Origin of the sequence: Falsochrobactrum tianjinense, from assembly GCF_019100495.1 — a bacterium.
Lineage (GTDB): Bacteria > Pseudomonadota > Alphaproteobacteria > Rhizobiales > Rhizobiaceae > Brucella > Brucella tianjinense.
In genome coordinates this window covers 269,796-285,285 of the sequence record NZ_JAHRVA010000003.1, presented here as the reverse complement: position 1 = coordinate 285,285, position 15,490 = coordinate 269,796, and the positions used below count along the sequence as shown (strand labels likewise).

Genomic DNA, 15,490 nt, shown 5'->3' with positions numbered 1-15,490 from the left:
CCCTCTTTGTTTTGAATACTAAGGATGCAAAATGCATATCCATGGACTGGTGCGGTCTTTTTTGAACCGCGCGCAAAACAATGCGCAAACTACTTACGCGACATTGAATGGCCAGTTGTGCAGTTTCGGGGACCTTTACAAGGCATCTGAGGCTCTCGGATGCCTCCTCGCAGAAGCTGGCACCCAACCAGGCGATCGCATCGTCGTAATGATGCCCAACAGCCCTTATTCTCTGGCTCTTGTCTTTGCTTTGTTGCGCCGCGGGCTGGTGTGGGTTCCAGTCAACCCCGCGCTAGTTGGCAGTGCGTTGGACAACGTGTTCCGCACGACGGAACCCAAACTTGCATTCTGTGAGGAAGATGTCGTTGGTAACGTTCAGGAAAGTGCTAAAACAACCGGCACGGCGATACATATCGTAACGGAAACCGCCTTTCCGGAATATAAGGGCGAAGCACCTGCGACCGATCTACCTCGACCTGAAGATCTCGCGGCCATCATGTTCACCTCTGGCACTACAGGGCCGGCAAAAGGTGTGATGGTTACTCATATGATGCTGGAACTCGCATGCCAGTCTGTAGCGCTTTGCACAGATATTAAGCCGGGCGACAGATTTTTCATGTGGGAGCCATTCTATCACATTGGTGGTGCGCAGGTGATCCTGCTGCCTCTATTCAAAGATATTACCCTGACAGTGGCCGAGCGGTTCAGCGCTTCGCAGTTCTGGAAAAAAGTAAGTGAAACGGGCTGCACTCATATCCACCATCTCGGCGGCATAGTTCAAATTTTGCTCAAGCAACCTGAGAGTCCCTACGACAGAAACCATAAAGTAAGAGTCGCATGGGGAGGCGGTTGCGCGCCTTCAGTCTGGCGCGCTTTCGAAGAGCGCTTCGGGGTCCAAATTCGCGAATGCTATGGCATGACCGAATGTTCCTCACTGACAACCTACAACGATGAAAATATCGTTGGTTCCGTCGGACGCCCATTGCCCTATTTCAATGTCCGGCTCGTGGATGAAAGCGGTAGGGTCCTCGGACCAGACGGAGGGAAGGGCGAAATCGTTGTTAGCACAACACTGCCCGGCGCAATCACAGCCGGATATTACCGGAACGAGCAGGCGACAGCAAAAGCTGTTCGCCCGGATGGCTTTTACACCGGCGATCTCGGTTCCTGGGATAAGGAAGGCCACCTCTTTTTTCATGGCCGCATTGGCGACTCCATTCGTTGTAAAGGCGAAAACGTCTCAGCTTACGAAGTGGAAAGCGTGGCCAACCGCCACCCCGACATCGAAGAAGCAGCTCTGGTCGGCGTGAAAGCTGAAATTGGCGAATATGATATCCATCTTTTTGTAGAGCCCCGTTCTGGCACAACGCCTGATCCGCACGAAATATGGAGCTGGCTCTCGGACCATTTAGCGCCTTATCAGCGGCCAAGATATATCTCGGTCGTAGATCGGTTTCCAAGGACGCCAAGTCAGAGAATTCAAAAGCATCTGCTAGAAATCAACCCTGAAACGCGGTGGGAGGCACCCCAATTGGTGAAAGGTAAAGCGTCATGAGCTGTGATATTCTGATTACAGGTACGGGGATGTTTGCAGGGCGGATAGCCCTGGACATTGCTTCGACTGCGAAAAGCCCGGTCAATATTGTCATTGCGGGCAGAAATAAAATGCGGCTGAACTGGCTGAAAACTGCTGGCAACGCGCGCGCAGCCATGTTTGCCACCCCTGCCCGTTTCTCTACTATCGAAGTAGACATGGTTGCTGATGGGGCCAGCGATAAGCTGTTGGAAGCGTGCGATCCCCGCATCGTAGTGCAGGCAGCATCCATTCAGACCTCAACCGTTATTTCAGACAAAGGCAATCGCTGGACCCAGCTGGTTGCAGACGGTGGCCTAAGTGCTACCGCAGTTTTTCAGTCCCTGATTTCCACACGCATGGCTGCGGCTATTTCCCGTCGTAAAAACCGGCCTTTACTGATCAATTGCCCATTTCCTGACGTGGTCAACGGCATCATCAAGGCAATGGGGCATGATGTGCTTTGCGGCACCGGTAATGTTGCAATTCTTTCCAACGTATTTGCCGGCGCATACAAAGGTGGAAAATCAGAGCCCTTGCGCGTGATTGCACACTATCAATGCTTGTCCGCTTGGCGCAAACCCCCAGAAGAACGCTCAGGTGCCATTGCGCCTCTGGTTTATGTTGGCGACCAGCAACTGGACAATGTTTTCACAACCTTCGAGCAATGCCAGCTGACGCCAGAACCAGCAATTGAAATCTCCGGGGCATCGGGCGTGACCCTCATACTCGCTTTAGCGGCGGGAACGAGCTGGAGCGGACACGCACCCGGGCCAGATGGTTTGCCCGGCGGTTATCCGGTACGCCTCGAAAACAATCGGCTTGTGCTGGATTTGCCAAACTCAATCAGTAAAGAAGAAGCTATCGCCTGGAACTCGCGCTTTGAACAAACCGGTGGTCTTGTTGTTGAGGATCAAGCGGTGCAATACAAAGGCAGGCTCAAAGATCTGCTCGAAGATGAAAAATTTCAGTATTCAGGCGGATTTGATGTCAAGGATCTGGAAACGGTATGCGCAGATATGATCAGACTGCGGGATCGTCTGATGAGAGAAAACACCTAAAGCGTGTGTCGCGTTTAGACATACTCATACGGGGCGGAAACAACCACTGGATTGATTTCTATTCCCGCACCGTCACGCCCGGAAATGCGTAAAAATGGATGGGGCGATTCCAATGGTTCAATTAAAATTGGAATCGCCTCAGATCAATATCCAAGTAATGCGCACTGATAACAAAACTTATTCTTATTAAACCATATCTCAGCGTACAGAATTGAACTATAAGTACAGGATTATTATTTTCTGCTTTATGGAATAAATCCCAGTAACCGCATGGTAGAAACTTCCTGACTCAATGAATACAGAATATGAAGCCAGATCATCGCAATGGAGCCTGTCCGTCGTTTACGCCATTATGGTGCTGGCACGAACTTCGGTTGTAGCAGTGATCCCTATACTCGCTCTCAAGTTTTTCGGGCAAGCCAGCCATGTGAGCACCTTATACCTTGCATCAAGCATAATTTGCCTTGTTTTTAGTATTTTCTTACCAAAAATTATTTCCAAGCTTGGGTTGTGGCATTCAATAATCCTGGCCGCTGCATTTGGTGTATTGTCATCTGCAACTTTTATTACACACGAACCTTACTTATTATTTCCAGGACTTCTTTTCCAATTCTTGATGTTTACGCTTTTTGAAAGTGCTATCAATATTTACACAACTCAGATCATACAAAGGCGAGATTTATCATTCTTCGAGTCACGGCGTATACTATTCGCCGGTTTCACGTATTTGCTGGGGCCTTTGATAGGAGGCTGGGCCATATATGTGGATGGCACCTGGATACCAATTGCACTCAGTGGAATCTGTGCCATTTCCGTTCCCATCGCCATGGCCTTGTTGATACCCTCGGCCAGGAAGATCACACCTTCGATCAAGCTGGCTTTACCAAGCTACAAGGATGTATTTTTATTTGCATCGCAACCTCGGCTGAGGCTGGCTTGGCTTCTAGCCGTGGTTCGCTCCTGGTGGTGGCAAGTTTATGTCGTATATACACCGATCTTTGCGGTAAAAGCCGGATATGGTTATTCAGCAGGAGGAGTTATTATTGCACTCGGCTCAGCGACATTAATATTAGCGCCGTTTTGGCAAATATTCTCGCGAAGATATGGACTCCGGCTTACTTTTTTCTATGGATATATGATATGTGGAATTTTGGCGGCCTTATCCAGCTTTCTGGATGAGGAACATGCCCTTTTATCGGTAGGGCTACTTATCGGAGCATCCTTGGCAATCAGTGCAGTCGACAGCGGCGGCAATGCAGCCTTCTTACGGGCTGTCCGCCCCCACCAAAGAATACGATTGGTGCCAATATATAATACGTATCGCGACTTGGCGCAGGTCGCACCGTCGGCATTATTCTCCATTACTCTGCTTTATTTCGATGTTTCTTCTGTTTTTACTATTACTGGCCTAATATTGATTATATGCTCATATTATTGTTTAAATTTGAACAAAAGGCTTTAGGTCGTATGGACAGCTATTTTTCGGACGCAGTGTGAAACATGATGCCATATTAAGCTTGAGCACGCAGTTTACTGCCGTGTGCGGTGTATCCATCCATTAATCACCAAGTACCTGTCGGTTATCGCCATCGCGGGAGCGCACAAGTTCTTGCTTTATTTGCCTTAGAATATGAACCGCGCGATTACGATCCGCATAGGCGACCATGTTTGCCAGAATATCGATAGTCGCCAGATAGGCGAAACGCGTGGAGGTAGGGCGGAAGATGTTCTTCCCTTCCTCCAGATCGATTGCAATCACGATATCGGAAGCCTGTGCTACCGGTGAATTGCTCTGGGTAATTGCAATGGTGGGGATTGCGCGTGCACGCAGAAGATTCATGCAGTGGACCAGATCGCGGTCACGCCCGGTAATCGATGAGCCTATCACGACAGTGCCAGGCTGGGCCGCCGCCGAGAGCATATGATTCATGCTATGATCGGTCGATGCATTGATGCGGCAACCCAGACGAAACAGCCGGTTATGCAACTCATTCGCGACCATGGCGGAATTGCCCGTCGCGCCGAACGCCTGAATGAATTCCGCGCCCCGCAGTAGTTGTGCAGCCTGCTCTAATGCTTTCAGGTCAAGCTGACGATGCAGTTGGAAAAGCGCATTCTGAGCTTTGGTAATTATGTCTTCTGCGACTTCCTCGACAGTATTGGTCTGGGTTTCCGGCATAAGATACCGCAAGCCCACATAAGTGATTTTTGCGAGTTGTACTTTAAAGTCAGAATAGCCTTGGCAACCCAGGCGTCTGCAAAAACGCGTAACCGTCGGAGGCGAAACGCCCGCTTGCTCAGCCAGTTCGCCAATCGAGGAATTGACGACAAAATCGACATTTTCGAGCACGAAGGCGGCAAGTTTTTTCTCCAGTCCAGAAAGTTTGACTTCCTTGTCTGATAAGGCGTGTATAACGTCCATCTGGGCTCCGGTTTTGAACAGAACAAAGCATGACAACCCTCCGCGCGTGAAAAAAAGTTTCACTTCTCTAAAGATTTCATGCATTTGAACGAATAGTAGCTTTAAAAAAACGCTGATCAAGGAATTAATAAACACATTGATCGGCTGTTGGGTTTTTATGCAGAAAGGCGTCCAAATGCAGTTTCCCTGGCCAGAAGTCGGCACACCGGTTGAAGATATTCCCACGCCAATGCCGGTAATAGACGAAAACCGGCTCGCTTCAAATATTGCTCGCGCACAAGCCTATTTCGATGAGCATGGCAAAGCCTTTCGCCCTCACATCAAGACACATAAAATTCCGCCTATCGCACATCAGCAGATAAAGGCAGGTGCCACGGGCATCAACTGTCAGAAAGTCACAGAAGCCGAGGTTTTCGCAGACGCCGGTTTCGAGGATATTCTGATTACCTATAATATCCTCGGCTCCGTCAAGCTGGCACGACTGAAAGCGCTGAACGACAGAATTGGCGGGCTGAAAGTCACTGTCGATAATGAAACGGTGATAGAAGGTCTTGGTCAGACCTTCGACGAGACGCGGCCATTGTCGATTCTCGTCGAGTGCGACACCGGCGGCAAGCGCTGCGGCGTTCAGACACCGGATGCGACTGTAAAACTGGCTGAACAGATTACATCGCAGCCAGGGCTGCGTTTTGCCGGGATATTGACTTATCCCGCTGCTGGAGGTGCTACCCAGGTCGAGAACTTCATCACTGATACGATGAGCAAGCTGGCCGCGAAAGAGATTAAATGTCCAATTCGATCCAATGGCGGCTCGCCGGATCTCTATCGAGCGCATCTGGTGCCTTCCGCAACGGAACACCGGGCGGGTACTTATGTCTATAATGATCGCAGCATGGTGCGTGCCGGGCATTGCACCATTAATGACGTCGCCATGCATATCCTCGCAACGGTAGTGTCCAAACCGGCCCCAAACCGGGCAGTACTGGACTGCGGTTCAAAAGCGCTCACCTCCGATTTGCTGGGTTTTGAGGATCACGGTCTTATTGAAGGGTATGAAGGCGCGCGCATCGTTTCGCTGTCGGAAGAGCATGCGGTGGTCGACCTTTCGCAATGCGAAGCGGAGTTTGCGCCCGTGGGCACGGTGGTCCGGGTCATTCCGAACCATACCTGTGTTGTGAGCAATCTGTTCGATCATATGGTTTTCCATCGCAACGGCAGGGTGACGCGCGTAGAAAAAGTCGCCGCACGCGGAACAGTATGGTGAACGTGCGCGGGATTTTCCCTCCCGCGTGTCGAAATGGTTTGTAAAAACCGTGAAAAAAAGAGCCCGATATTCGGGCTCTTTTTTCATTTGCACGGATGCCGCCTTCGGCAAGCATCCCACACCGCCACCGGGAAGCCTTTGCGTAGGCTCATGATTTTGCGCCTGCTCAGACAGAGTCTTCAGGCAGTTTATGAAAATCAATTTCATAAATTTTCATAAAAATACACTTGTTTCGCAAATTTCCCTGATAATAGTTGACAAAGCCGCTTTAGATCGCATTATTCGGAAAATAAATTACAATGAATAATGACAGGGCGAACATAGAAACAGACTGCTCCTTGCTTCTTTTATGATCCGCCGCATCAGATGATCGGAATATGCCGGCCATCTACCGACAATGCGGCATAGACCCCTGGAAATTGCGCAGCAATTTTCGCCCACTTTCGCGGACTTCCGGATTTGAACCATGCGCATTTTCACGGCTTCCCTGGCGACCGAAACCAACACTTTCTCCCCTGTTCCCACGGATATGGATTCGTTCAAGGCTGCTTTTTATGCCGGACCGGGACAGCATCCGGATACGCCGACACTATGCTCTTCCGTTGTGCCGATCCTGCGCCGGCGCGGTAAAACTGAAGGCTTCACGGTCATCGAAGGCATTTCCTGCTGGGCCGAGCCTGCGGGTCTCATTCAGCGCCAGGCATACGAGACATTGCGCGATACGATCCTTGACGATCTCAGAGCAGCCCTGCCGGTCGATGGTGTTGTGCTCGGCCTCCATGGTGCGATGGTTGCGCAGGGTTACGATGATCCCGAAGGGGATCTGCTTAGCCGGGTTCGTGAAATTGTCGGGCCGGACGTCCTCATCGCTGCCGAATTCGACCCGCATAGCCATCTGACGGCAAAGCGGCTAGCTAATCTGGATATCATGGCTTCGTTCCTCGAATTTCCGCATACGGACTTCGAGGAACGTGGCGAGCATGTGGTCGAACTGGCCTTGAGGACGCTGCGCGGGGAAATCAAGCCGGTAATATCGACCTTCGATTGTCGCATGATCACGATTTATCCGACCAACCGCGAACCAATGCGTTCTTTTGTCGACCGCCTTGCGGCCATGCAGGGCAAGAACGGCATTTTATCGATCTCTGTAATCCATGGTTTCATGGCCGGAGATGCACCGGAAATGGGCTCCCGGATCGTTGTCGTGAGCGATAACGACAAGGCCAAAGGGGATCGGCTCGCACAAGAACTGGGCCATGAACTTTATCGTATGCGCAAACTGACGGCCATGCCGATGTTCGATACGGAAACGGGGCTGGACCATGTTCTCGCCGTGCGAGAGAGCAACCCGTCGCGCCCGGTGGTCATTTCCGATATATGGGACAATCCAGGCGGCGGCGTCGCCGGTGACGCCACCTATATTTTGCGCCGTATGCTGGAGCGCGAAATGGATAACTTTGCCGTCGCCACCATCTGGGATCCGGTCGCCGTTTCCTTCTGTCACGCTGCTGGTGAAGGCGCGGAACTGGAAATCCGCATCGGCGGAAAATCTTCATGGCAGGGCGGCGAGCCGCTCGATATGCGGATAACCATCCACAAGGTGATGGATGCAGGCTGGCAAAGTTTTCGCAACAGCCGCGTCAACCTTGGCCGCGTAGCGGTCATACGCCCGATTGGCACGCAGATCGACATCATCCTTATCACGAGCCGGTCGCAGACCTACGAGCCGGATATTTTTTCCAATCTCGGCATTGATTTTACGAGCAAAGATGTCCTGCTTGTCAAATCAACCAATCATTTCCAGGCGGGTTTTCAACCGATCGCATCGGAGATCGTTTATATAGCCGCACCAACATCTTATCCGACAAATCCAGCGGTCACACCTTATCGAAAGGCTAGTCTTGAGCTTTGGCCGCGCGTTGCCGACCCACTGGGACTGGACTAACAACGCAGACCATTGGAGGGTCTGCTCAAAAAGGGGATTTGAAATGAAAAAAAGGTTCTTACTTGCAGCGACGGGAGCAGCACTGCTTTATTCGAGCGCATTGGCGATGGCTCAGGCTCCCGATGGCGTCCTGACCATTGCAACTATTGGCGAGCCGCCCTCGCTCGACGTGATGCAAACGCCGACCGATATTGTCCTGACCATTGATCAGCATATTTTCGAGACGCTTTACACCTATGATCAGCAATGGAAGTCAGTGCCGCTACTTGCGGCCGACATGCCAAAAATATCCGAAGACGGTCTAGAATACCGGATTCCCCTTCGCGAAGGAATAAAATTCCACGATGGCAGCGATTTTGATGCAAAGGATGTGGTTGCCTCACTCAAGCGCTGGATGGAGATCAACTCCAAAGGCAAGCAGGTCGCCGGGATCGTCGACAGCCTGAGCGAGGATGGCGACCATGCGGTGGTCATCAAGCTCAAATCGCGTTATGCGCCGCTTCTCGCTACGCTTTCGCAAGCCTCGGTCATCATTCCATCGGAAACGGTGGCCGATACACTAACCCAGTTTATCGGAACGGGCCCTTATGCGCTTAAAGAGCGCAAGCCAGATCAGTATACCCAGCTTGTGCGTTTCGATGATTATAAATCGCCGGAAGGCGAACCGAGCAATTATGCGGGCAAGCGTGAAGCCATTGCAAAAGAACTGCATTTCATTCCGGTGCCGGATGCCAATACCCGTGTGGAGGGCCTGATTTCCGGCCAGTTCGATTTTGCGGACTCGCTCCCTGTGAGCGCCTATGAGCGCATCGAAGAAAGCGGCAACGCAAAGCCCGTCATCTTCGAGAATTCGGGCTGGGCCTCGCTGAATATGAACATGAAGGAAGGCGTTCTGGTCAAAAAGGAGTTGCGTCAGGCAGTTCAGGCCGCGCTCAACGCCTCCGACATGATGCTCGCGGCATTCTCGGATGATCGCTTCTATAGTGTCGACGGATCGATCTTCCCGGAAGGCTCCTTCTGGCATACGGAAGCAGGAGTTGTGCGTTACGGCGATGGCGATCCGGAAACTGCGGCAAAGCTTCTTGAGGATGCCGGCTATGACGGCACCCCGATCCGTTTGCTGACCAGCCGCCAGTATGAGTTCCATTACAAGATTGGTGAAGTGGCGAAAGCCTATCTGGAAGCTGCTGGCTTCAAGGTGGATTTGCAGGTGGTGGATTGGGCCACACTCACAACACGCCGCGCGGATTCAAAGCAATGGGATATTTTCATTACCCACTCCAACTTCCCCGGCGATCCGACGACAATCAATACCATCACCGATTCCTATCCCGGCTGGTATGTCTCGGATCAGAAGGCCAAAGCTATTGCCGACTATATGGACGCGACGACTGACGAAGCCAAGCAGAAAGCATGGGACGGTATCCAGACCGCTATCTATGATGACGCGCCGCTTTATAAGGTTGGCAACTTCAATTCGCTGTCCGGACTTGCGAACACCATTTCGGACTATACGCCAACCTATTGGCCGCATTTCTGGAATGTAACCCCGGCAAAGTGAGGCACTGATTATGCTCAGGATCGCTCGGGCACTCTTACACCGTCTGATGGGTATGGTTGTCGTACTTGCCCTGGTCGTAACAGTCGTATTCGTCATTGTCCGGGTCACACCGGGCGATCCGGCAGCGGTGATGCTGGGGTCGGATGCGACCCCGCAGGACATCGCGGATCTGCGCGCGCGAATGGGATTGGACGCGCCGCTTCTTATGCAATATGGTCAGTTTGTTCTGGGCATATTTCAGGGTGATCTGGGTCAGTCCATATTTCTCAACCAGCCTGTAACGCAGGCACTGGCTTCCCGTGCAGAACCGACGTTTTTCCTGACACTTTTCTCCATCCTGATTGCAGTACTGATCGCTCTGCCGGTAGGGGTGCTGTCGGCAGTGAAACGCGGTACTTTCTTTGATCAGTCGGTTGTCACTCTGACAATGATTGCAGCAAGCGTTCCCAGCTTCTGGCTTGGACTGATCCTCATTCAGGTTTTTGCCGTCCAGTATGGCTGGCTGCCTGCTTCCGGTTATGGCGGTCCTGATACAGGCTTTCTAATCAGGCTTCAGCATCTCATATTGCCTGCCGTCGCGCTGGGCGTGGTCAACTCCGCCCTCATCACACGTTTTACGCGCGCTGCCATGCTGGATGTTCTGGGCGACGATTATGTACGGACCGCGCGCGCCAAAGGAGCCAGTGAGCGTCGTGTCATTCTAAAGCACGCTTTCAAGAATGCGCTCGTACCGATCATTACCGTTATCGGTCTTTCTATCGCCATGCTTGTTGCAGGTGCGGTGGTAACCGAGACCGTCTTTGGCCTACCGGGCATCGGCAATCTGGTAGTCTCTGCCGTGCTGCGCCGCGATTACCCCGTTATTCAGGGTACCTTGCTTGTCGTAGCCGCCATCTATGTGCTGATCAATTTTCTGGTCGACATGCTTTACATTCTTGTAGATCCGAGGGTACGCCTGTGACACTCGCTTCCCTGACCATGCCATTTGCGAGCGGCATGCGCCGCCTGGTTGGCAATCGTGCAATTCTTCTTGGCGCGCTCATCCTGCTGACGGTGGTGTTGGCCGCGCTGCTTGCGCCGTGGGTCGCGCCCTATGCACCCAACAAGCTTTCCATCGCCAACAAGCTACAGGAACCTTCCTGGTCGCACTTCTTCGGCACCGATGAATTCGGACGCGATATCTTTTCGCGGGCAATCTATGCAGGGCGCGTATCCTTGCTGGTCAGCCTCGGTGTCGTTGCCATCTCGACAGTCCTTGGTGTCATTCTCGGTGTTATGGCTGGATATTTCCGTAAACTCGATGCACCAATTTCACGGCTGCTTGATGCGATGATGTCCTTTCCCGATATTCTGCTGGCCATCGCACTGGTCGCTGCCCTTGGGCCGTCGGTCATGACCGTGATCATTGCGCTTGGGATAACCTATGCGCCGCGTCTGGCGCGTATCGTGCGCGGTTCGACACTGGTAATACGCGAAATGCCATATATCGAAGCGGCAATCGGGCTTGGCTTACCGACATGGCAGATATTGCTGCGCCATGTGCTTCTCAATCTGGCATCTCCCATTCTGGTGCAGGCGACATTCGTTTTCGCGTCCGCGATGCTGGCTGAGGCAAGTCTGTCATTCCTCGGTGTCGGTGTTTCTGTCGACATGCCGACCTGGGGTACGATGCTCGCATCGGGCCGCGAATATATGAACAATGCACCATGGCTGATGCTATTTCCGGGCTTGGCAATCGTCTTTTCCGTTCTCTCGCTGCAACTTGTCGGCGACGGCCTGCGCGATCTTGTCGATCCGCGACTTGCGAAAGAAAACTGATCATGACTGACACCAATAATGCCGCTCAGCCAGTATTGTCGGTTGAAAACCTTACAACCTCGTTCAAGATGGGAGATGGCTGGCGCTCCGTTATCCGTAATATCGGTTTCCACGTCGATGCAGGAGAGACGGTCGCTATTGTCGGCGAAAGCGGATCGGGTAAAAGCGTAACGGCCCTCTCCACCATGCGCCTTCTACCGAAGGAGAAGTCCAAATCCGAAGGGCGCATTCTGCTGAGTGGACGCGACCTTCTCCAGATTTCGGAAAAAGAAATGCGCTCCGTGCGCGGCGGCTCCATAGGCATGATCTTTCAAGAGCCGATGACTTCGCTTAATCCGGTTTTCACCGTCGGCAATCAGTTAGCGGAAGCTCTGGTTCTTCATCAGAAATTAAGCTGGAAACAGGCCGAATCCGAAGCCCTGCGCCTTATGGAGCGCGTGCGCATTCCTGCCGCCAGAACGCGGCTGAAAGAATATCCGCATAAATTTTCCGGCGGAATGCGCCAGCGGGTAATGATCGCCATGGCATTGGCCTGCCGGCCCAAGCTCCTGATTGCCGACGAGCCTACGACTGCGCTGGATGTGACCATTCAGGCCGAAATCCTGCATCTCATTCGGGATTTGCAGCGCGAAGAGAATATGGCGGTCCTGTTCATCACCCACGATATGGGTGTCGTTGCGGAGGTGGCTGACCGCACTGTCGTCATGTTCCGCGGTGACATGATTGAAACCGGGCGTACGGAAGAGATTTTTGCAGCGCCCAAAGCTGCCTATACAAAATCGCTTCTCGCCTCCATTCCCCGACTTGGGACGATGGGCGACGCGAGAGCGCCAAAGCGTTTTCCGCAAGTCGACCCTGATACAGGCCATGCTACCGATGGCACTGAAACAAAGCCCGTACCCGTGGAGCGCACACCCATACTACAGGCTTCCGATCTCGCTGTTCGGTTTGATCTGCCTCATGGCCGCATTCACGCCGTGGAAAATGTTTCCTTCAATCTCCGACCGGGTGAAACACTTGCACTGGTCGGGGAATCCGGATGCGGGAAGTCTACAACCGGTCGTGCGATCATGCGGCTGCTCCAGCCCACTTCCGGCAGCATCACTATCGACGGTCAGGATGTAACTAAACTGGGCGCATCCGGGTTGCGAACGATGCGCCGCAACGCGCAGATGATTTTTCAGGACCCTTTCGCCTCTCTCAATCCGCGAATAAGAATTGGCGCGGCGATTGCCGAACCTATCTTCTCCCACAAATTGATGGGCAAGGTGGAAGCAAAAGCCCGTGTGGCGGAGCTGCTTGAGCAGGTCGGTCTTTCGGCATCAATGGCAGACCGCTTCCCGCATGAGTTTTCGGGCGGACAGCGTCAGCGCATTTCCATTGCGCGCGCTCTGGCCCTCAATCCAAAACTGATCGTGGCGGACGAAGCCGTTTCAGCACTCGACGTCTCCGTCAAGGCGCAGGTTGCCAATCTTTTGCTGGATTTGCAGGAGCAACGAGATCTCGCCTATCTTTTCATCAGCCATGATATGGCAGTGGTGGAACGGATAAGCCACCGGGTGGCGGTCATGTATCTGGGCGAAATTGTTGAGATTGGTCCACGGGAGGCGGTCTTCAACAATCCACAGCATCCTTATACGCGACGTTTGATTTCTGCCGTTCCTATTCCTGATCCATCGACCCGCGATCTGGCACGGCCCAGATTAAGCGAGGAAATAAAGAGCCCGCTGCGTCCACTCGATTATGTACCGCCAAAACGCAACTATATCGAAGTTTCGCCGGGGCATCTCGTCCACGACCTTTCAGACAGAGACGAACGGCTTTCTGCAGCGTGAACGAAGATTCTATGCTATCGACGTCGCAGATTGAATTAAGGAGATACCCATGAGCAATGAAAAACTGGTTCGTTACGAAACCGCCGACAGTCAGGCAGGCGGTCAGCGCCGTCCGTTTGCAAAGGCAGTGCGCGCAGGCGATTTCGTCTATGTTTCCGGTCAGGTTCCGACAGTTGATGGCGAGGTCATAGCCGGAAATATTATCGCCCAAACTGAACAGGTTATTGCCAACATCAAGGATGTTCTGGCTCTGGCCGATTGCACGCTCGCCGATGTTGTGAAGGTCAATGCATGGCTTGACGATGCGCGGGATTTTTCCAGCTTCAATGCAGTGTTTCAAAAACACTTCATCGATCATCCGCCAGCGCGCTCCACAGTCCAGTCACCCTTGATGGTCGACGCGAAAGTAGAAATGGACGTCATTGCATATAAGCCTTTATCATGAATGCTGCCGCCCGGGCCGCGAACAAAACGCGCCGGCGCGGGAACTGACATCAGGCGACAACGATACTCAGAATGGAAGCCGTTTCTGAGGCGGAGGCATCGAATGGCGATAGAAAACCCGAAATTGTTACGCATCCTGCGCACGGTGGTCGAAACCATCAGGCCACAATTCACCGTAGAACTGTGGGATGGCACGCAAATCGGGGCATTCGACGGACCCGTTCTATTAATCAATGATCCGTCTGTGGTTCGGCAGTTGATGTTGAAGCCCAATTACGATTCGCTCATAGACATCTGGACCTCTGGGCGGATCGATATCAGGAATGGCACCATATTCGATCTGGTGGCCCAGAAGTTCGACGGGCACCTTAAAGAGCGGATCAAGGCTTTGCCCAAATGGCAGCTTTTGAAAGATATTCCTTCAATCCTCCTTTCGGGCAAACAGTCGGCCGATTTTCATGCCGCTGGCAAAACTCCCTTTGTGAGCGGGTCGAACAAGGAAGCCATTACGCATCACTACGATGTATCGAATGAATTCTATCAGCTCTTTCTCGACAAACGCATGGTTTACACCTGCGGTTACTTTACGGACTGGTCCAACAGCATCGACCAGGCCCAGGAGGACAAGCTCGAACTGATCTGCCGCAAGCTGCGTCTCCAGCCCGGCGACCGGCTTCTCGACATTGGCTGCGGCTGGGGCGCATTCCTCATCTATGCCGCCCAGAAATATGGGGTCACCGGCACCGGTGTTTCGCTGTCAGAAGCCCAGACCGAACTCGCCCGCCAGCGCATCAAGGCTGCGGGGCTGGAGGACAGGATCACGATCCACGTCAAATCCTATACGGAACTCGATGGTGAATTCGACAAGATTTCCTCCATCGGCATGTTCGAGCATGTAGGCATTGCCAATTACGATACATATTTCGATTCTGTCAGGCGGCTGATGCGACCGGGCGGGCTTTATCTGCATCATGCAATCACGCGCCGGATGAAGAAAAACAAAAAAGCATTCCGGCGAAAAAGCGCCGAGCATCTTGCACTTGTGAAATATATTTTCCCCGGCGGCGAACTTGATCACCTGGGCATGACCATCGGGAATCTCGAAGGGCACGGTTTCGAGGTCCATGATGTGGAAAATCTGCGGGAACATTACGGTCGGACCTGCCGCCTCTGGGCGGAGCAACTCAATGCGAATTTCGATCAGGCGGTCGCAGAAGTCGGCTACAGGAAAGCGCGCCTCTGGATACTTTATCTTTCCGGCTGTGCGCTGGCTTTTGAACGCGGCACCGTGCAGATCAATCAAACGCTGGCATCAAAACGCAAACGCGGCCTTTCCCCCGTCCCCCAAACACGCAATGATATTTACCGCACAGCGATTTGAGCGGCACAGGAAATTCGCCAAGGGACGCAAAGCTCTCTGGTGCAGAGTTACGGACCAGTTTCGGGTTGAAATTCATCACACTCGTGGATTGAATTTGACGTTTGAGCCCCGGCTGACACATGGTGTTTCAAACGTCAAATTCGAAAAATCCAGCAGATACATATAAATGCCAGCGGTCTTGTTGAT

Annotated in this window: 12 protein-coding genes; 11 read left to right on the top strand and 1 reads right to left on the bottom strand. The window is 52.6% G+C overall.

All coding sequences use genetic code 11. The annotated features are described in order from the left end of the window. Positions 1 to 31: 31 nt before the first annotated feature. From KUG47_RS09085 to KUG47_RS09075, 3 genes are all read left to right on the top strand, one after another. Positions 32 to 1,555: a class I adenylate-forming enzyme family protein gene (locus KUG47_RS09085; protein WP_217677639.1), complete on the top strand. Its 1,524-nt coding sequence runs from the start codon at positions 32 to 34 to the stop codon at positions 1,553 to 1,555. After that, the gene (locus tag KUG47_RS09080) at positions 1,552 to 2,634 is read left to right on the top strand and encodes a hypothetical protein (RefSeq protein WP_217677638.1); all 1,083 of its coding nucleotides are present in this window, start codon (positions 1,552 to 1,554) and stop codon (positions 2,632 to 2,634) included. Before KUG47_RS09085 ends, KUG47_RS09080 begins: the two co-directional genes overlap by 4 nt. A 292-nt stretch (positions 2,635 to 2,926) precedes the next feature. Further along, positions 2,927 to 4,096, top strand: coding sequence for an MFS transporter (locus KUG47_RS09075; RefSeq protein WP_217677637.1), 1,170 nt, complete (start codon positions 2,927 to 2,929; stop codon positions 4,094 to 4,096). A gap of 96 nt (positions 4,097 to 4,192) precedes the next feature. Here KUG47_RS09075 and KUG47_RS09070 read toward each other — a convergent pair whose 3' ends face one another. Next, positions 4,193 to 5,056: a MurR/RpiR family transcriptional regulator gene (locus KUG47_RS09070; protein WP_217677804.1), complete on the bottom strand. Its 864-nt coding sequence runs from the start codon at positions 5,054 to 5,056 to the stop codon at positions 4,193 to 4,195. 175 nt (positions 5,057 to 5,231) lie between these two features. On the opposite strand from KUG47_RS09070, the gene KUG47_RS09065 reads away from it, so the two are divergent. The 8 genes from KUG47_RS09065 to KUG47_RS09030 all read left to right on the top strand — a co-directional run bounded on the left by KUG47_RS09065 (position 5,232) and on the right by KUG47_RS09030 (position 15,304). Then, positions 5,232 to 6,320, top strand: coding sequence for a D-TA family PLP-dependent enzyme (locus tag KUG47_RS09065; RefSeq protein ID WP_217677636.1), 1,089 nt, complete (start codon positions 5,232 to 5,234; stop codon positions 6,318 to 6,320). 466 nt (positions 6,321 to 6,786) lie between these two features. After that, on the top strand, positions 6,787 to 8,265 hold the full coding sequence (locus KUG47_RS09060; RefSeq protein WP_217677635.1) for a M81 family metallopeptidase: 1,479 nt from the start codon (positions 6,787 to 6,789) through the stop codon (positions 8,263 to 8,265). 43 nt (positions 8,266 to 8,308) lie between these two features. After that, a complete protein-coding gene (locus KUG47_RS09055; RefSeq protein ID WP_217677634.1) occupies positions 8,309 to 9,826 on the top strand; it encodes an ABC transporter substrate-binding protein in 1,518 nt (505 codons plus the stop codon). Between the two features lie 10 nt (positions 9,827 to 9,836). After that, positions 9,837 to 10,787, top strand: coding sequence for an ABC transporter permease (locus KUG47_RS09050; protein WP_254799454.1), 951 nt, complete (start codon positions 9,837 to 9,839; stop codon positions 10,785 to 10,787). Between the two features lie 35 nt (positions 10,788 to 10,822). Beyond that, entirely contained in the window at positions 10,823 to 11,644 is an 822-nt protein-coding gene (locus tag KUG47_RS09045; RefSeq protein WP_422718075.1) for an ABC transporter permease, read from the top strand. Positions 11,645 to 11,646: 2 nt separating this feature from the next. Then, the gene (locus KUG47_RS09040; RefSeq protein WP_217677633.1) at positions 11,647 to 13,479 is read left to right on the top strand and encodes an ABC transporter ATP-binding protein; all 1,833 of its coding nucleotides are present in this window, start codon (positions 11,647 to 11,649) and stop codon (positions 13,477 to 13,479) included. 49 nt (positions 13,480 to 13,528) lie between these two features. Then, a complete protein-coding gene (locus KUG47_RS09035; protein ID WP_217677632.1) occupies positions 13,529 to 13,924 on the top strand; it encodes a RidA family protein in 396 nt (131 codons plus the stop codon). A 102-nt stretch (positions 13,925 to 14,026) separates the two neighbouring features. Beyond that, on the top strand, positions 14,027 to 15,304 hold the full coding sequence (locus KUG47_RS09030) for an SAM-dependent methyltransferase (RefSeq protein ID WP_217677631.1): 1,278 nt from the start codon (positions 14,027 to 14,029) through the stop codon (positions 15,302 to 15,304). The last annotated feature ends 186 nt before the right edge of the window (positions 15,305 to 15,490 follow it).